Origin of the sequence: Streptomyces sp. 378 (assembly GCF_030124145.1) — a bacterium.
Classification (GTDB): Bacteria; Actinomycetota; Actinomycetes; order Streptomycetales; family Streptomycetaceae; genus Streptomyces.
On sequence record NZ_JASKMS010000060.1, the window covers coordinates 1 to 17,343 of the forward strand.

The 17,343-nt window shown below is 67.0% G+C and carries 17 protein-coding genes and 2 pseudogenes; 9 read left to right on the forward strand and 10 right to left on the reverse strand.

Annotated elements, in window-relative coordinates; all coding sequences use genetic code 11:
• Positions 1–9: 9 nt before the first annotated feature.
• On the reverse strand, positions 10–495 hold the full coding sequence (locus QNO09_RS38825; protein WP_283974942.1) for a hypothetical protein: 486 nt from the start codon (positions 493–495) through the stop codon (positions 10–12).
• Positions 496–956: 461 nt separating this feature from the next.
• On the reverse strand, positions 957–2,237 hold the full coding sequence (locus QNO09_RS38830) for a tyrosine-type recombinase/integrase (RefSeq protein WP_283974943.1): 1,281 nt from the start codon (positions 2,235–2,237) through the stop codon (positions 957–959).
• A 63-nt stretch (positions 2,238–2,300) separates the two neighbouring features.
• On the opposite strand from QNO09_RS38830, the pseudogene QNO09_RS38835 reads away from it, so the two are divergent.
• The 5 genes and pseudogenes from QNO09_RS38835 to QNO09_RS38855 all read left to right on the forward strand — a co-directional run.
• Positions 2,301–2,876: pseudogene (locus tag QNO09_RS38835) on the forward strand (SPDY domain-containing protein); the annotation flags it as partial.
• A 31-nt stretch (positions 2,877–2,907) separates the two neighbouring features.
• Positions 2,908–3,396 carry a hypothetical protein gene (locus QNO09_RS38840; RefSeq protein WP_283974944.1) on the forward strand — a complete coding sequence of 163 codons (489 nt, stop codon included), beginning with the start codon at positions 2,908–2,910 and terminating at the stop codon, positions 3,394–3,396.
• 52 nt (positions 3,397–3,448) lie between these two features.
• A complete protein-coding gene (locus QNO09_RS38845; RefSeq protein ID WP_283974945.1) occupies positions 3,449–4,237 on the forward strand; it encodes an SPDY domain-containing protein in 789 nt (262 codons plus the stop codon).
• A 35-nt stretch (positions 4,238–4,272) separates the two neighbouring features.
• Positions 4,273–5,319, forward strand: a complete 1,047-nt coding sequence (locus QNO09_RS38850; protein WP_283974946.1) for a SpaA isopeptide-forming pilin-related protein — start codon at positions 4,273–4,275, stop codon at positions 5,317–5,319.
• A 214-nt stretch (positions 5,320–5,533) separates the two neighbouring features.
• Positions 5,534–6,268 carry a hypothetical protein gene (locus QNO09_RS38855; RefSeq protein ID WP_283974947.1) on the forward strand — a complete coding sequence of 245 codons (735 nt, stop codon included), beginning with the start codon at positions 5,534–5,536 and terminating at the stop codon, positions 6,266–6,268.
• Positions 6,269–6,324: 56 nt separating this feature from the next.
• Here QNO09_RS38855 and QNO09_RS38860 read toward each other — a convergent pair whose 3' ends face one another.
• Both QNO09_RS38860 and QNO09_RS38865 read right to left on the reverse strand, forming a co-directional pair.
• The gene (locus tag QNO09_RS38860) at positions 6,325–6,537 is read right to left on the reverse strand and encodes a hypothetical protein (protein ID WP_283974948.1); all 213 of its coding nucleotides are present in this window, start codon (positions 6,535–6,537) and stop codon (positions 6,325–6,327) included.
• A gap of 364 nt (positions 6,538–6,901) precedes the next feature.
• Entirely contained in the window at positions 6,902–7,831 is a 930-nt protein-coding gene (locus QNO09_RS38865) for a PIN domain-containing protein (protein ID WP_283974949.1), read from the reverse strand.
• A gap of 137 nt (positions 7,832–7,968) precedes the next feature.
• Between QNO09_RS38865 and QNO09_RS38870 the strand changes: the two genes are divergently transcribed.
• On the forward strand, positions 7,969–8,475 hold the full coding sequence (locus QNO09_RS38870) for a GNAT family N-acetyltransferase (protein WP_283974950.1): 507 nt from the start codon (positions 7,969–7,971) through the stop codon (positions 8,473–8,475).
• A 10-nt stretch (positions 8,476–8,485) separates the two neighbouring features.
• On the opposite strand, the gene QNO09_RS38875 is transcribed toward QNO09_RS38870, so the two are convergent.
• Complete coding sequence (locus QNO09_RS38875) at positions 8,486–9,607, reverse strand: IS630 family transposase (RefSeq protein WP_349637024.1); 1,122 nt, start codon at positions 9,605–9,607, stop codon at positions 8,486–8,488.
• Between the two features lie 1,285 nt (positions 9,608–10,892).
• Here QNO09_RS38875 and QNO09_RS38880 point away from each other — a divergent pair.
• Both QNO09_RS38880 and QNO09_RS38885 read left to right on the forward strand, forming a co-directional pair.
• The gene (locus QNO09_RS38880) at positions 10,893–11,285 is read left to right on the forward strand and encodes a hypothetical protein (protein WP_283974951.1); all 393 of its coding nucleotides are present in this window, start codon (positions 10,893–10,895) and stop codon (positions 11,283–11,285) included.
• Positions 11,286–11,589: 304 nt separating this feature from the next.
• A complete protein-coding gene (locus QNO09_RS38885) occupies positions 11,590–12,414 on the forward strand; it encodes a hypothetical protein (RefSeq protein WP_283974952.1) in 825 nt (274 codons plus the stop codon).
• Between the two features lie 290 nt (positions 12,415–12,704).
• Here the strand turns inward: QNO09_RS38885 and QNO09_RS38890 are convergent, their stop codons facing one another.
• The gene (locus QNO09_RS38890; RefSeq protein WP_283974953.1) at positions 12,705–12,881 is read right to left on the reverse strand and encodes a hypothetical protein; all 177 of its coding nucleotides are present in this window, start codon (positions 12,879–12,881) and stop codon (positions 12,705–12,707) included.
• A 165-nt stretch (positions 12,882–13,046) separates the two neighbouring features.
• On the opposite strand from QNO09_RS38890, the gene QNO09_RS38895 reads away from it, so the two are divergent.
• Positions 13,047–13,874 carry an SAM-dependent methyltransferase gene (locus QNO09_RS38895; RefSeq protein WP_283974954.1) on the forward strand — a complete coding sequence of 276 codons (828 nt, stop codon included), beginning with the start codon at positions 13,047–13,049 and terminating at the stop codon, positions 13,872–13,874.
• A 42-nt stretch (positions 13,875–13,916) separates the two neighbouring features.
• Here the strand turns inward: QNO09_RS38895 and QNO09_RS38900 are convergent, their stop codons facing one another.
• The 4 genes and pseudogenes from QNO09_RS38900 to QNO09_RS38910 form a co-directional block, all read right to left on the reverse strand.
• Complete coding sequence (locus tag QNO09_RS38900; protein ID WP_283974955.1) at positions 13,917–14,840, reverse strand: helix-turn-helix domain-containing protein; 924 nt, start codon at positions 14,838–14,840, stop codon at positions 13,917–13,919.
• A gap of 107 nt (positions 14,841–14,947) precedes the next feature.
• Positions 14,948–15,181, reverse strand: coding sequence for a DUF397 domain-containing protein (locus QNO09_RS38905; RefSeq protein WP_283974956.1), 234 nt, complete (start codon positions 15,179–15,181; stop codon positions 14,948–14,950).
• Between the two features lie 198 nt (positions 15,182–15,379).
• Positions 15,380–15,499 (reverse strand): annotated as a pseudogene (locus QNO09_RS40220) (TnsA-like heteromeric transposase endonuclease subunit); the annotation flags it as partial.
• Positions 15,500–15,642: 143 nt separating this feature from the next.
• Complete coding sequence (locus tag QNO09_RS38910; protein WP_502962417.1) at positions 15,643–17,178, reverse strand: ISL3 family transposase; 1,536 nt, start codon at positions 17,176–17,178, stop codon at positions 15,643–15,645.
• Positions 17,179–17,343: the final 165 nt, after the last annotated feature.

A 17,343-nucleotide genomic window follows, 5' to 3' on the forward strand; every position in this document is an offset into this window, starting at 1 on the left:
CCACCACTGCTATCCCCGACCAGCGGAAACGCACCGATCACGCCCGGAAAGACAACAGCTTCTCAGGGACGTGTAGTCAAGACCTGGTTGCCGCTCTTTGAGGTAGTCCACCAAGAGATCTCTGACTGGGCGGCAGCGGACGCCGAACCGGTCGACGAGCTGCTCCATCGACACCTGACCACTGGTGTTGGCCAGGTAGCGCAACGAGCTGGGTGCTTCTGCAGGCAGGGTGCCCAGCTCTCGCAGCCAGGCGTAGAAGAGGGTGTTGCCGCGAGTTTTGGCGTTCGCTGCTTTGAGTGCGGCGAGATACTCCACGGCGTCGCCGACGGTGATGTCCGCCAAGGTGCCGCCCCTGGCGGCCACGATCTTGACCAGGGAGTGCAGGGCATCACGCCCGACCTTGGAGGACCACGTGGCAGATTCGACCATCGCTTCAAGCTGGTCGAATCCTTCCGGGTCACGGGCAGGGATCAGCCCGATCCGCAGGCTCGTCATGTTGGCCGAGGTCCGTGACAGCAGCCAGGGGAGGGCGGGCCTGACAACGTCTGCGCAGATCAGACTCAGCAGCCCTCCCGACAATGCCTGCCGTTGTGAGGGGCCAGCAGCCGTTCCGATCCACTCGGGTGCCAATCGGGCCCAGTCGTTGCCAGGACGCGTGCTCGCGGGACTGGCGTTCCAGCGCTGCTGCCAGGTGGCCCCCGGGAAAGTCTCCAGCCACTGCAAGGTCTGGCGAGCTCCGCGGATCCGGGCTCGGTGCTGCCTCACGTCCGGCGGTCGCAGAGGAGGTTGCTTCAGACGAGCCAGGATGTCGGCTCGCTCGCATGCAGTGGTCGGCCAGTCGTCCTCCGCGGGTCTGGGCGGGAAGCGCAAGGCGACGGCTTTCAATGCCTCGCCGGCCAGGCGCAGGGACGCGGGAGGTGCGACATGCGTCGTGACGGACATGGTCTCCGTAGGTGTCACCAGGCAGTCCCGAAGAGGTTGTTGAGGGATTCAGGGTTGTAGCCGGCTGCCGGAGGCGCGGGAATCCGCTCAGCGGACTTGGCCCGTCGGGCATGGTGTGCCCGAACATGTTCGATCACCTCGTCCCGGTCGGCCGGAAGGTAGAGCTGTGTCGTCGACAGGTGTGCATGACCGAGCACCCACTGCACGTCGGTCAGCGGCATCTTCGGATCTCTCGCCAGCCGATAGGCGGCGGTGTGTCGAAGATCGTGGAGAGTCCAGTTCGTACCGAGCAAACCATTGGCTCGGTTGAACATCGCACGGGCCGCCGGATAGTTCAGGGGACGCCACGGGCGGCGCAACGTCCACCACAACCCCTCGTTCTGTCCGCGGGGCACCCCAGCCCGCCAGGCGCTCTCCTGATAGAGCCGTAGCCAGACGAAAGCGTCCGCTGAACAGGGGAGTTGTTGATAGGCCCGGCTCCCTTTGCGGACCACCCCCAGGATCTGTTGGCCGGGCAGCGCGTCGCGTTGCCGGCTGGTGAGCAGTTCCTCAGCGCGAGCACCGTTGGAAACCCAGAACGCCAGCAGAGCTCGGTCACGGTCGTGCTTCAGCGCGGCGAACAGCGCGTTGAACATCGCGTCGGGGATCCGCCGAGGGGCTCTCTTGGGGATGGCCGGCCGGTAGCGGCCCTGCCGTTCGTGGCGAAACCGCTCGTCAGGGTTGTGGTGAGCATGTGCCCGGCCATGGCGCCGGGAGCGATCCAGTGGAAACGGGTTCAGGATCGGCCCGGTTCCTTCGGAGAGGTGGAAGTCGTAGAAGGCCCGCAGGACGGTCTCGCAGTGCGCTCGCGTTGTCGGCGCGTATCTCAGCCCTGGTGACGACTTTCCCGTGATCGGATTGGGGGCTCCGGGAGGCAGCTGCTCCGGTACTGGCTTTGGTGCTGTCTCTGTCTTGATGTCCCGTCGGTGACGCCAGTGCAGCGGCGCGGGCTTGTTCGCGATCTTCATCCAGCGGGCGAAGTCCCGAGCGTCCGACCGGTCTGCGCCGTCCCAAGCGACACCCCAGCCCCACAGGAAGCGCCACCAACGCAGCAGATCCATTCCGTACGACCGGATCGTGGCTGCTGACTTGTCACAAGCCAGCAGCTCCGCGAAGAAGGCAGCCACGGGTTCGATCTCGACCCCGTCCGCGTCCAGGAGGACAAAGGGCCTCCACCGATCTCCCGTCTCCGCCAACTGTCCGGCCTCGGGCAGCACGAAGCTCGCTAACTCCCTCTCGGGATCACGTTCAAGCATCCAGGGAAGCTAGCAGAGAGGCCGCCTGACCTGCGAAAATGATCGAGTTAGTTCAGTCAACGGTTCGTCCAGGCGTTCACCACCGACCTTGCCACGGCGTACGAGCAGGGGCCGGATGCCTACCTCGCCCGGGCGGTCTCCGGGATCGACGAGCACGATCCCTTCCTCGCCATCGTGCCCCTGCTGAAGCAGGGCTGGGAGATCGACCGCCCGCGCTGGGGCGTCTTCGCCCTCCAGGCCCCGGACGGGCACGCCGGCATGGAGTTCACCACCGGCGACCTCGATCCCGAAGCCGAGCTGACGACGCGGGACGCCCGCTGGCAGCTGTGGGCGGGCAAGTCCATCGACCGGCCCGTCTGGTACGCCACGGCCAGCACCGACACCCCCGTCGCCCTGCTTACCGCCGTCACCCAGTGCGTCGCCGATCCGGCTCCACTGCCCCGGTGGCGCGAGGAGACCTGCAGCTACATCAAGGGCATGGCCCAGCTCACCCCGATCCTTCCGTCCAGACCGCCGGCCCCCACCCCGCTCGACGTGCAGCGGGCCGTCTCCTCCCGCCGCCCGGCCGCGCGCCCCGCGGCCAGCGTCCCGCGCTGGAGCACCACCAGCCGATCCGCCCTGCCCGGTCCACGCCGGTAGGACCAGCCCGACCCCCTACCGGAGATACCTCTTGTCCCTGCAGGCTCCCGAGTTCTTCGCCGAGCTGTGCCTCCCCTTCCACGACCACGCCGTCGTGGGCAACACCTACTACGCCTCCCCAACTCCGGGTGCGCCCCTGCGGCTGCGGATCGACTTCAGCCGCACCCTCCACTCGGACACCTACGGCGGCCTGCGCCTGGCGACCGTGCACCCAGACCGCGGCGAGATCGACGCAGTCGCCCTCAGCTTCCTCGACTACGGCACCTTCCACCGCCGCGACGAAGCGACCAACACCCGGGCGAACACCAAGCAGTACGGCACCTTCGACACATACCACCGTCCCGGCCGGCCACCGTGGGAGGGGGCCGTCACCACCGGGTTGCGCGACGCCATCGAGCAGTACACCGCAGTCTGGTTCCCCGGCGCCTGGACCCCGCCCGCGCCGCGCCACACCGCGGGCCGGACCACGCACACTGCTCCCGCCGAGCCCGTCGCCCGCAGCGGCGCCCGCGCCCGCTGAGCCGCGCCTCCCCGGCCCGGCGTTCCGCACTCTGCCAGCAGGAGCCCTGCCCGTGACGACCCACCCCTTTGAGAACCTCGACCCGACCCAGACCGTGCAAGTCCTTCCCCGCCACCTCGCCGGGCCCGGCGCCATCGACCCCCGCACCGCATGGGCCTTCCCCTTCGACGAGGGCTGGCCGTTCGCCCAGACCGACGCAGGCACGGCCGCCGCGTTCAGCCCATGCCTGCGACTGCAGACCACCTACGACCCCCAGCCCGACAAACCCGGCAAGGGCACGTGGACCATCAACGCGCACCAAGCCCCGTTCACCCCGCCGGCCTGGCGGATCACCCTCGACGCCACCACCCCCACAGAGCTGCTGCATGACGTCCACACCGAGCTGCTCGACCTCTACCTCGAAGACCGCCACAGTGACCAAGACCGACTGTTCCAGGACGAGACGGCGCCCCACGAGGCGTACGCGCCGCTCCTCGCCCGCGGCTGGAGCCACACCGTCAAGACCGACGGCACACAGACCTTCCTCACCCCGGAAGGACTCGGAGGCGTACGCCACCGATACGCCATCAGCGGCTCCACCGGACCGGCCTGGCGGTTCTGGGGCGGATATCCCAGCGAGCCGCACTGGACGGCACGCTTCTCCTTCGGCACGCCCGCCACGCTCGTCGCGGCCTTCACCGCCTCGCTGATCTCCACCGAGCCACTGCACCGCACCGTCCAGGACGTCCCCGTCCACACCCGCCGTGCCCTCTACGTCGCGACCACGACAGTCAAGCAGCTGCACGGCAACGCACCTGGTGCCCCGCAGCCTCCCGCCCCGGTCTCTGGCCGAACCCGATGACCTTTCCCGCCCCTGATCAAGGAGTCCTCCCCCTCGTGCACGCACGTTTCGTCCGATCCGCCGCCGCCCTCGCCGTCGCGGTGACCGGCACCCTCACCTGGGCGCCGGCCTCGAGCGCCCAGCCCTCCGAACCGATCCCCTCGGCCTCCGCCGCCCCCGCCGAGACACCGGCCCTGGACACGGGCAGCGTCGAGATCACCACCAAGGACACGGCCGGGGACGCGCTCCCTGGCGCCGTGTTCCTGCTGCTCGACTCCGCCGGCCAGGAAGCCGGACGCGGGAAGACCGACGCACAGGGGAAGCTGACCTTCCCCGACCTTGCTCCAGGCGTCTACCGGCTCAAAGAAACGGCTTCTGGCAGCCCGCTCCACGAGGTCGTCGCCGACCAGGACGTCATCGTTACCCCGGGCGCCACCGCCCGGCTGACGATCACCGATCCGTTCAAGGCCGCCAAGGTTCTCCTGCAGGCCAAGGACGACAAGACCGGCAAGCTCCTGCCCGGCGCGACCGTGAACATCGGCACCGGCACCTCGACACTTCTCACCCTGACCACTGGAGCCAAGGGCACGGCCTCCGGCGAACTGCCGGTCTCAAACCGGGAGTCTGAGTTCTGGGTCAAGGAGATCAAGGCCCCCGCCGGCTACGACCTCTACAAGCCGACCAATACGTTCACCGCTGGCCCCGGCGCCCCAGTGACCGTGACCGTCACCAATTCCAAAACGGCCACCGCCGCGAAGCCCGGCCCCTCGGACAAGCCGACGCACAAGCCCACCTACACCCCGTCAACCCCGTCTACTCCGTCTACCCCGGACAAGCCGAGCAGCGGGACCGGCGGGGCTAAGCCGTCCTCGCCGGGTACCGGCGCACCGGATGCCGGCTCCTCGTCCACCGCCGCCGCGGCCCTGGCTGGCGACTCCACGCCGAAGGCACTGGTGGGCTCCCTCGCCCACACCGGCGCCGACGCCACACCGTGGCTGATCGGCGGCGTCGGAGTGCTGATCGCCGCTGGCGGAGGCACCCTCGTCATGGCCCGCCGCCATCGCGCGGACGCGGCCACCGACGACGACTCCACCAGGAGCTGACAACACCTGCCCGCGAAACCCGCCCCCGGAATCCCCGAGATTCCGGGGGCTTTGCATGCCCAGCACCGGACGACAAGCAAGTGGTCCGCGTCCTGCAACGCGGCAGGGCGCCGTTACGCCTGCTCCCCTTCCATTGCCCGGAGCCGGGCGCCGGCATACGCAGTGGTAGCCAGGCCGCAACTGGATGTCGATACGGCTTGGCTACGCTGCGGAGGTGACCGAGTCCTCCCCGCTCCCCGGTGGTCCGTCCGACCTGCACCTGCGCATCTCCTATGCCGATGACCTGCGCGACACCCCCGACGCGGACACGCTGGAGCAGTGGGACGTGACGATCCTTCACCACAGCCGCCTGCACGAAGCACGCCGTTGCCTGGCCTCGCCCGGTGAACGCGCGACCGACGACTGCCCCGCGTACGTCGTGGGTGACGTCGCGGTCGGGTCGATGGTTTTCTTCCGCGTGCATCTCGACCGTGGGCGCAACGCGTATGGGGCGATGGCGGAGGAATCGGAGGATCTTGACGAGATCGCGCAGGTTCTTCTCGACCCGGCCACGGGCTACTACACAGAGGAGGCCGGTGAACTGCTGGAGTACAGCGGCTCCGCTTTGCTCGTCATGGACCGCGTCACCATCCAAGAGGCGTGGCGTGGGCAGGGTCTTGGAGTGATCCTTGCGGCGGAAGCCATCTACCGGCTGATGCCCGGATGCCGAGCCGTGGCCTGCTCACCCGAACTCTCCGACCTCAGCGCGAACCGCTTGCGCGACCAGTCCGAGTGGGAGCGCGTCACAGCCAAAATCGCCAAGGGCTGGGAGAGGATCGGCTTCCGTCTCTACCGGGACAACGTCTACCTCTTGTCACCGACCTCACTTGTCCTAGAGGAGGAGCAGGCAAAGCTACGCAGGGAGTTCGCTGCACTCGGGGCTGCGTGGGCAGTGCAGTCTCACAAGTAGGCGTCTGCTCCTCTGGTCGCTTGTCCTGTAGGTCCGCATTCGCTTTGCTCCCAAACTCAGCCCGCCCATCCGAGGTCGTACACCTCGATCCCGTCCGCGTACGCGATGAACGCGACCCACGACGCGGCCGAGAAGTGCACATCCCATCGGCCAGCCCTTGGCCAGGATTCCGGCCGGGCCAGGATCGCGGCGATCGTCTCCATGACCTCTCGCCAGCCATCCTCAGGAAGCTCGGCAAGAGCGTCTTCCACCCGGACCGCGAGATCCACCCTGTATGTCATCGACTGCCCCGTGGTCGTGATCAGTTGCGGGCGCCACGGTAGGCCCCACGCGACACAGCGGTCAGCCCTGTGGATAATCCCTGTGGATAAAATCCGACCGGGTTCGGGTCGCGCACTCAGCGGCGGGGCCGTAGACGTTCTGTATCAGGCTCCCCCGGCGGGACTGGATCAGCACCGGCCCGGGCGACGGGCACGGGGTGAACACCAGTGCCCGGTAGCCGTCGAATTTCGACTGAAAGACCAGCCGACCGGGCAGGGCTCCGGGCGCGGGCATCTGGTCACGGGCCTGCGCCAGCACGGGTTCCACCGGCGGTCGCAGCACTATACGTACGGAGGGCTCAGCGCTGTCCAGTTACCGGCCACCGAGGCGGCCGACCTGCCAGTGCCCCCGGCCCGTGACGTCCACGAACATCGCGTGGGCGGTCAGCACGTCCAGGACAGCTACCATCCGTCCTGTGTGCCCGGCACCGGGGACGGCCTCGCCCAGGCGCTCCACGATGGCCGTGCGGGTCAGGGGCTCCCGGGACCTGACCAGTGTCCGGGCGACCCGGTGCAGCAGCGTGTCGCCGGGGGTCCCCAACTCCGCCTGCCGCCACCGATCCTCACCGCGGGCGTGCCGCGAGGTGAGTGCAGCAATCCGCGTCGAAACGTGCTCCAGCACCACGGGCAGCACCGGCTCGCGCTGCGAGGGGACTCGCGGGCGCTTCCGCTGCAGCCAGTACAGTGCCCCGGCCGCCGTGCCCAGCACTGCCACGGCCGCCAACTTCTTCGGTTCGCTGAGCTGCTCTACTGCCGCTCTAGCCAGGTGGCCGGTCAGGTTCGCCAAGACACTGGCCTGTCGCTCCAGGTCAGCCATCCGGCCTTCCGTCACCCCCACGTCCCCCAGGGCTGCGCGCAAGGCGATCCAGTCGCTGACCGCGAGCCCACTGTCGACCAGGTCCGCGTCGGTCCCGATGATGACCACCGGGGCGATCACCCCGGCCAGCAGCAGCATCGGCACATCAGAAGCGTCCCGCCCGGCGAGAACCTCAGCCTGCGGGGTCATCGGCAGTCCGGCGGTGTCCACGACGTACAGGACGGGCGCGTACCGGGACTGCCACAGCTCCAGTGCCCGCGCAAGATCGAACCGGCCGCCCTCGTGGTGCCGGTCGGCCAGCACTCGCGGCACCTCTTCCCACACGTGAACCGGGATCAGGCACCGCACCGTCCCCGCCCGCGCCCCGGCGACGAACGACGACGGGGCCGGCCGCCGGGTGGCCGCGATGATGTCCGTGGTCAGCACGGAGGTGTCCAGTAGCGCGCGGCGCAGCGGCCCGCGCTGGTACAGGGTGCGCCGTCGGGCCGACGCTAGTGCTGTGACCGGGAGGGTTCGCCGGGTGGGTGGTGCGGTCTGACGGCTGGTCGTAGAAGATCTGCCGTATGAGCGACAGCGGATTTTCGTTGCGGACAGCCACAGGCGACGATGCGGAGTTCCTCGCGGACATGCTGGTAGCTGCTGTGAACTGGGACCCCGCTCGGCAGCAGGTCAGCCGTGAGCAGGTCCTGGGAGACCGCCAGACGGCCCACTATGTCGAGGGTTGGCCCCGGGCAGGTGATCTCGGGGTGGTCGCCGTCGACGCTGGCGGGCAGCCGATCGGCGCTGTGTGGCTCCGCCTGTTCAGTGCCGACGATCCCGGCTACGGTTTTGTGGCCGCGGACGTGCCAGAGCTCTCCCTGGGCGTCGTCCCCCAGTGGCGGGGAAGGGGCGTGGGACGCACGTTGTTGACCGAGATAGCCCGGCAAGCTGAGGAAAGCGGCTTCACCCGGATGTGCCTGAGCGTCGAGCGGGCAAATCGCGCACGCGGCCTGTACGCCGACGAAGGCTTCACGACCGTGGAATCGGGGCCGGATTCCGACACCATGATCAAAATCATTTCTCGGCAGTGATTACGTGGGGTCATGCCGCCTCAAGCAGAGGTCTGCCGCCCCAGCGGATGCCTTTCTCGCTGCGGATGCGGGCACGTTCGCGGCGTTCGGCGGCCAGGACGTCGCGGTGGCGGGTGTTGGCGTTGCGCCAGCGCAGGTAGGCGTGCAGGGCCCGGGTCTGCACGGTGTGGTTGGGGTGGTGGGAGTTGGCGATGGTGAACTGCCGTAGTGGTCCGAAGTGGGCTTCGACCGGGTTGGCCCAGGACGCGTAGGTCGGGGTGAAGCACAGTTCGACCTTGTGCTTCTTTGCCCAGCGGCGGATGTCGGCGCCTTTGTGGGCGGACAGGTTGTCCAGGATCACGTAGATCGGGGCGCCGTCAGGTCGGGCGGCGCGGATCGACTTCAGTGCGGTCAGCGTGTTTCTGGCGCCCTTCTTGCGGCAGTTGACGCCCCACAGGGTGTCGTCGCCGACCGAGTAGCAGCCGTGGAAGTACCGCACCCCGTGAGTGCGGTGGTAGGTGGCGGGCAGCCGGTCCGGCCTGGTCTGCTCGGCCCAGCAGCTGCCGCCGGTGGGCCGGATCCCGAGCGGGCCGAATTCGTCGAAGGCGAAGACCCTGTCCGGGAAGCGGTCCATGACTTCCTCGATCCGGTCCAGCTTTGCCTCACGGTCGGGATCGGGAGACTCCTTCCATGTCTTGGTGCGCTGGAAGGTGACCCCGCGGCGGGCGAGCAGGCAGCGTAATGCCTCGCGGCCGATGCGGATCGCCCGGCCATGGACTTTGCGCAGGTAGGCGGCGAGTTTGCGGATCGACCAGCGCGTGAAGGGCTGGCCGAGCTTGGTTGGGCGCGTGGTGGCCGTCTGGATTACGAAGTCCTCGTCGTCATCACTGACTAGGCGGGGACGGCCTCCCGCCCACTGAGGGTCCAGGCAGGCCAGACCGCTCTCGTTGAAGCGGTGGATCACATCGCGCACGGTGTCTTCATCGGCCTGGACCAGCTGGGCGATCACCGGGACCCGGTTCCCGCCGGCCGAGGCCAGCAGCATCATCGCGCGCCGGTAGCGCACCGAACTGGTACTGTCGCGGCGCACGATCTGCTGCAGCTTCTGCCCCTCCTGATCGGTCAACCTGCGCACACGGACAGGCTCGGCCACCGTGCCTCCATCGATCGGATCAGACGTCACCGCACATCCAACCGCCACGACCACCAACTCGGCGAACCTATCCGGTCACAGCACTAGATCACTCATCTGCGCATCGTAGTGCGGGCGTTGACGGACGGTGCGGAATTCTGGGCCGTGCGCGGGCTGTACCGGAGAGAGCTGAGCCCTAGGAAAAGCTAGGCGAGTGCGGGGGCCAGGTCGTAGCGGCTGACGGCAACGTAGGTTTCCGGCGTCGCCGCTTCGAGGAGACTCTTGTCGCCCTCCAAGTCGAGTTCCGGCTCCTGGGAACGCCGAAGAAGGTCGCTCCAGTCCCTCGTTGCACCTCGTTCGTAGGCGTTGCGGATCAGGGGGCGCAGCCGTGGGCGGACTTCCTCTTGCAGTTCGCGGAAGATGCGCCGCTGGGTGAGTAGCTGTGCTTCCTGGGCTTCGTCGTTGAGTTCCAGGTCGGCGGGCGGCTGGTCCTCGGCGCGTAGCCCTGGGGTGCGCCGGGTTATGGCGAGGTCCTCCTCGTGGAGGCGCTCGCAGCGGCGAACAGGTTCAGGGACATGCCGAGGTGGACCTCCGCGCCGGCGATGCGGCAGCTCGGGAAGCGGTGCTGAGGATTCCGTCCCTGGCCTGGGCAGAGGGCTGTCGAACCTGGCGGCGAGACCCGAGACGGCGGGCCTCACCACTGCCGAACCTCAGCCGAACAACCGAAACGGCCTGCCCAGAAACCGAGGGCCCGTCATGAAAGATCCACGCTTCCGCTCAAGCGAGCGAATCGAGTGTCGCGTCACGTGCAGGTCCCGGGTGTTCGTCTGTCATGGCCGAACATGGGGCGAATCCCGATCTTTGCCGAGTGAAGTCCACTTCATCCCTAGCGTGGGATGGATGTCGGTCGCTGCCTGGACTTTTATAGCTACTTACTTCACGTGCCCGCCCTCAGTTGAGCTGTCCTTCGCTTCTGGGTATTTGCTGTTTTCCCATCTGCACGAGAATTTGGGAGCGGACGCGAGCATTCCTTATGTGTATATCTGTGGAGGCTCTGCTGGTGACACCTTGCAGGTGCCCCCACCTGGGATTTTGTCAATCACGAGTCAGAAAACGCGGGAATGTGGCACCTGACATCGATCGCAAACGGCAGGAGAGTGATGTGAAACGGTCACAGAAGTGCAGCGGGTGACGTGGAGCTGTCACCATCCGGTCGCTTTGCAGGACGGGAAGTCCTTGCATAGAGGGAAGGTTGCCGGATCGCAGAGTGAATGGACTTGGTCCGAAGATATGGTGGCGTGACCGCATGCAGCCGATCGATGGCGGCTGTAACAGCGGTGGCCCCGGGATGCCGCCCGGGGCCACCTGTCAGGCCATCGACAATCAACGAAAAGGATTGATCGTGACCTTCGGAGAAAACCGGGAGCAGGCGTTTACTCCCCCGGAAGTCCCCCCCGGGATTATCCCTGCCTCCCGTGGTGGTGAAACCCGTACCGCCGCACTGGTCGATGTGCGGCTGTGCGCGAGCTTGCTGATCGTCGTCATCATCGTGGTGGCTGCCATCGTTCTGCTGGCTGGGGCACGGCCCGCTACGGAGGATGTTCTTGGCCTGTGGCCGCTCGTCCTGCCCGCCGTTTTGAGCCTGGTGGGCCTGTCCTGCCGCAGCTACTTCCGCATCGTCCGCTTCCGCCGGAGCTGAGCCCCGGCTCCTGGGTGGGCGCAGTCATGTGTAGCGCCCACCCGGGAGCCCGACTGTTGGAGCCCCCGGAGAGGTGAGCGACCACACCCGGGGCTGGCGAAGGGAACATCCGATGGCAGGGCCATCACCAGAAGTGCGATGCGCTTTCTGCGGAAGAGGTATCACGCAATCAAAAGGGGGCGGCCGACCGAAGGACTACTGCGACTCGACCTGCCGGCGCCGGGCACAGCGCCAGCGTGACCGTCAACGGCGCGTTTCCGTGGCGCCTCGATTCTCTTGGCAGGCCATCACTCACGACGTGTCCGTGCGCGCCTGGCAGTTGCATACTCCCGCTGCCGACCAGCTGCCGCTGGAGGCGGTGCTGGAGCTGACTGCAGGTCTTCGTGAGGATGCGGACTGCCTGGCTGCCGTTGCGGTCGACGCCGCGCGTCATCACGGGTGGGCTTGGGGGGAGGTCGCGTCCGCGGCCGGACTGAGCGAAGCGTCCGCCCGGGCCCGATGGGGCGGCGTGCGTGTCTCCCGCCTCGTCTCCGCCCGGGTGCCACTTTACTCGGCTCTGCCGGCACACCGGGAGCTGCCGCCGTCTGCCGTCTACCCCGAGACCGACGTGCAGGCCGAAGGGAAAGGGGCGCCCGTTGCTGCCAGGGAACTCTGCACCGCCCTGCGTACGCTGTACGAACGTTCGGGTGTCAGCCACCGCCGTGTCTCAGACTCCACCGGGCTGCCGGTGGCAGTAGTCACGTCCGTGCTTGATGGCCACATGGTTCCGTCCTGGCCTGAGACATACCTGCTGACCCACGCTGCGGGAGGCGATCCACAGGACATGCGCCCGTTGTGGCAGCACGCCTGGGGCATGCCGTCACCCAACGAGATGAGGAACAGCGGGGGTGACCTGGGTGCAGCACTGCTCGGCGCCCGGCTTGCGGCCGGATTCCCCGATCCCGCCACGGTCTGTCCGCCGAACCTCGACCCGGCCGAGGCCCGCATGACTCTCCAAGGGGAACTCGTGCTGGACTGGCCTGCGCTGAGTGACCTTCTGGTACGGCTGGGCGCTGATCCGTCGTGGTTCGAGCAGTTGTGGGTGGCTGCCCGGTCCGCACAGCGCACCATCCGGAAGGGAGAGCGGTGATCGTGATCAGTCACCCCCGCCGCCCGCTCCGCCGGCCTCTGTTCCGACTTGAGTTCGCGGCGTTCTGTGAAGCCAACCAGGAGGCATACCTTCGCTACGCCGAGGAGCGCATCGAGGATCCTGCGGAGGCGAAGCGCTGCGTCGATACTGTGCTGAGTGCCCTGGAAACGCGCTGGATCGCAGTGCTGGGCAGCGATTGCCCGGCTGCGCAGGTATGGAGAGACCTGCGCAGCGAGACCGGTTACCGTACGGGCGGGTCGGCTGGGCGGGCGGGGAAGTTCCACGCCGTCCTAGCCGATGATCAGGCCGACATCATGCTCCTGCATCATCGCCTCAGGCTGCCCGTCGATCGTGCCGCCCGTCTCATGGGTCTTGCGGACCACGATGCCCGAGCGCTGTTGCGCGGCGCCGAGCGAAACCTCGGCAGCCTGCGGGACCGCTGAAGCGGCCTGCACGACCTGGCGCACACCCGCATGCCGGGTGTGCGCCGGCGAGTAAACGCACTCCCTTCGAAAGGTAACAGTCTGCCGCCTACGCTCTTTTGAGCGACTAGCCGACTGCTGCGCGTACACCTACGATGAGCCCCCTACATCCAGGACATCCAGCCCGCGCCGGGGCTCACGGGAGCGCGCATGGCCTACGGGGAGAAACCCCAAACTCGCTTGATCGACACCAGTAAAGCCAGTGCCGCACGCATGTACGACTGGCTCTTAGGAGGAACGGAAAACTATGAGGTTGACCGTGATGCATGCCGTGAACTTCTGCACATCGCGCCGAGCACCCAGCAACTCGCCCGAACCAACAGAGACTTCCTCAGACGCGTAGTACGCATCCTGGCTGCTGAAAGAGGGATCGACCAGTTCCTCGACCACGGATCCGGGCTGCCCACGCAGGACAACGTGCATGAAGTCGCACAGAGGGTCCGGCCAGGAACCAGAGTGGTCTACGTCGACAACGACCCCATGGTCCTTGCCCATGCCCGCACGTCCCTTGATGACAACGAGAACACTATGGTTCTCGACTACGACATGCGCCGCACGAGCGACATCAGACGGGCCACCGAGAACTTCCTCAACTGGAACCGCCCCATCGCAGCTCTGTTCGTATCCGTGTTGCACTGCCTGCCCGACGCCGATGACGAAAACGACCCGGCGGCGGTGGTCAGAGCCCTCGCAGATCAACTCGCGCCAGGCAGCTACATGGTCATCTGCCAGCTCGTCAGCGACCATCCCGCTGTACGCCAGGGCGTCACCCAGCTCATGGCGGACGCCACAAACAACCACTGGGGGCGGGTCCGTGAAACTCACGAGGTGCGCCGGTACTTCGACTCGCTGGAGATCGAGGATCCGCCCGGTCTGGTAGATGTGATCGACTGGTGGCCGGACTCCCCGCCGCCTCCCGCTCATCTCCGGCCCACGGACTGGGTCGAATGGGGCGGGGTCGGCCGCATCACGGCTTAGTCGCTAGCTTCCACGGAGCAGCCGGGCAAGGATCTGAGGCTCTCACTCCGGCTGCTCCGTGGCGGCCAGTCGCTGCCAGTGACCGAGCGCCTTGTTCATCGAGGCAGTGCTTTCCTCGCGGCCAAAGGCGTTCGCGCGCACGTTGTCCAGCAGCCTGCGGTATTTGTCGAGCTGACGCTTTTGCGTAACGTAGTTCGCCCCGTCGAGGTGCTCCACGTAGGCCAGTTCCTGACAGTCGCCATCGGCGAAGGTCAGGTGGAAGAGCGGATACGGCGGCACCATGGCCTCCTGGCGGACGATGCGTACGTTGACTTTGTTCATCAAGGTGGCTTCCAGGAGAAACGCCACCTGTTCGGCCATCACGCTGGCAATGCCGTAGGGCCGGTAGAGGACGTCCTCACTGATGAGCGCGGCCAAAGTGGGGACGCCCTTGCTGAGCATGACCTGTCGCTCCATGCGGAGGGCGACGATGCGCTCGATGCCAGTGTCCGAGACTCCGACCTCCATCAGCTGGACAAGCGCCCGGGCGTACGCCTCGGTCTGCAAAAGCCCTGGCACTACACGCGGTTCGAAGACGCAGATCTTCTCAGCGGTCCCCTCCAGACGGATGAGGCGCTTGAGGAAGTTGGGGGTCACGTCGGCGAAGCGCGAGTAGAGGTCCGCATTCCCCGCCTGCGCCAGCAGCTGGTCCAGCTGGCTCTGCTGCTCACGGGACAAGCCGTAGAACATCGCAAGATCGTGGACATCCCGGGGTTTGGCCGGGCTCTCGCCCCGCTCCAGACGGCTCACCTTCGATGTGGATCCCCGGATCACGCGCGCAGCGTCGGCAAGGGTGTACCCAAGACGCTCGCGGTGGAACCGCAATTCATCACCCAGCAGCCGGCCGGCGGGGCGCTGCTCATCCGAAGTCTGTAAACGGACGACAGGCACATCGGACTGAGGCTGGGCCTTACGAGCGGCGGACATGCAAACTCCGAAGGAAGTTCGGGGGCAGAGCAAATTGTCCTTAGGGTGCCCGATGCATGCCCGCCGCACAAATTATGGCCAAAGCGTAGCTCTAGGTTAGGCGGCCATTAAGCGGCGAGGTCGTCGAACTCCGAGTCCTTCACGCCCGTCAGGAAGGCCCGCAGTTCCGCCTTGGTGAAGATCAGAGCCGGGCCGTCGGGGTGCCGTGAGTTCCGCATGGCGACACCCCCCTCCGGCAAGCTTGCCACTTCGACGCACTCCCCGGCCCCCACGCTCGCCCGCGCCTTCAGCCAGGTAACACCCGTGATCTCGCCCGCCGGGACACCGTTCTTGATCATCATTGCCCGCCTCACTCATCTCTGGTCGTGCCGCTAGAACTCCGGTGCACACAATTCCCATATGGGAACCAGTGCCGCCCGCCATGCAAGGATAGGCGGATGATCGCAGGCGAACATTCCCCCGAAAGAGTGCAGTTCGATTCCTTTTACTGACGAGACTTGCCATGTCGAGGCGACACCAGCCCGGGCGACTGCGACCGCTTCGGCGCGGACGTCGACGACCACGGCCAAGCCATCCGCGCGACGCACGAAGAAGTCCAGGTCATGCCGACGCTCACGCGAACCGTCGTGCCAGTGCAGCCAGAAAGGCTGGGAGGTCCTCTGCACCAACAGCGGGATCGAAGTTCGCCACCTCGGCGATCTGGCGGCCAGAGGGGCAACCGCCCGGCGGAGGGTCTGTTAAATGAACGGCTCTGTCCTGTAATCGGCTCTGTCCTGTAATCGGTGGTAACGAAGGGCGACGGTCAGTGCAGGAGGATGCGGTGGCGGAGCAGGTCGAAACCCGCGCGGCCGTGCATCTGCCTCATGATCCGTTTGGTGCGGGTGTTGACGCCTTCGGTCCGCCCGTTGTGGTGCGGGAGGGTGAGGCCGGCGTTGACGGCTGCACGGTCGAGTTCGAGACCGTTCGCAAAGGCGTGGAGGTAGGGCAACTGGGCCGTGCGGACGCCAACCATCCAAGCGGTGAGCTTCTTGTCGTTGCCTGCGGCCGGCGTGAGGAGCTGTGCGAACTCGCGAATGAGTGAGGCCAGTTGGGCAATCTCTGGGCAGGCTTTGGTGAGCTCGGCGAGGAGACTTGTGTCCTTGTGCCGGAGGTGGTCGGGATGGGTAAGCAGGAGGCGGGCCAGCCATCGCGGGGTGGTGACGGGCCGGTCGCCTTCGGCCCGGCCCTGGGTGATGTAGCGGTAGAGGAGGTTGAAGCTGCCGGTGTAGCCCTGCTCCTGGACCTCCCGGAACAGCTGTTTCACGGGGACAGCGGGGTCGGCCGCACGGCGTTCGCGCAGGTGGTCGCGGTAGGGGTCGACCAGGGTGGGCCGGTAACGGGGCGCCCGACGTAGGGCCTCGGGTTCGTGGGTGCGCGCGTAGCGCTTGACGGTGTTGAGGGACAGGTTCATGCGGCGGGCGCATTCGAGCAGGCCGACGCCCTTGCCGAGGAGGTCGTGAATCTGGTGCCAGCGTTCGCGGGTGGTCTGCTCGTGGACGCCGGCCGGGCGGGGTGTGTTCGAGGTGGCCCAGCAGGCGCTGTGGGAACGGACCTCGGCCAGCGTCTTCTCGCACAGGTTCTTCCACAGGTGCCAGCGGTCGCTGACCTGCACCGCAGCTGGCAGTGCTCGGCGCACGGCCTCCCCGTATGCGCCGGAGCCGTCGCGGCAGACGATCTCGACGCCGGGGTGCCCGCGTAGCCACCGTTCCAGGGCGTCGGCGCTGCGACTCGGGAGTACGTCAATGCGTTCGCCGGTTTCGGCATCGATCAGGACAGTCGCGTAGCGGTGACGGCGCTTGAGCGCGAAGTCATCGACACCGAGGACGCGTGGCACCCGCACCACAGGCAAAGGCAGGCGGGCCAGAAGCCGCAGAGCGGTCGAGCGGGATATCGCGAAAACCAGGACACGAGAGAGGCGAGCGCCCGCCCGGCCCGCTAACTCCTTCACCACAGAGCCGAGCTGGTCCGAAAGCCGGCGTGTGCGCCGCTGATAGCGTTCGATCAGACCAGGGACCTGTTCACGGAACGTCTGCCGGGGGCAGCCCAGGACTGGGCAGATCAGGCGCCGGACCTGCACCGACACCACGACCCGCCTGCCGTCCGTCGGCACGTCCGCGATCGTACGTCGGTGGATGCCGTGCACCCGCCCCGTCGGCTGCCCGCACACCGGGCACTGCACCGGATCGTCCCGCGTCCGGGCCTGCACCCGGATGAACTCGCCCTCGTCCGCCACATCCTCGACGACCAGCGACGCCAGTCCCGAGAACACCACACCCACAAGCTCATTGACGTCTCGCACGCAACGTCAACGATGATCGTCACCTTCGTTACCACCGATTACGGGACAGAGCCGAACGTCTTACAGTCCCTGTGCACACCCTTTAGGGCGGTGGTCGCTACCCAGGGTCATTGCATGATCGGGATTGGTCCGGTTCGCCGGTCTCGTGAGTGACGTGGCGTCATG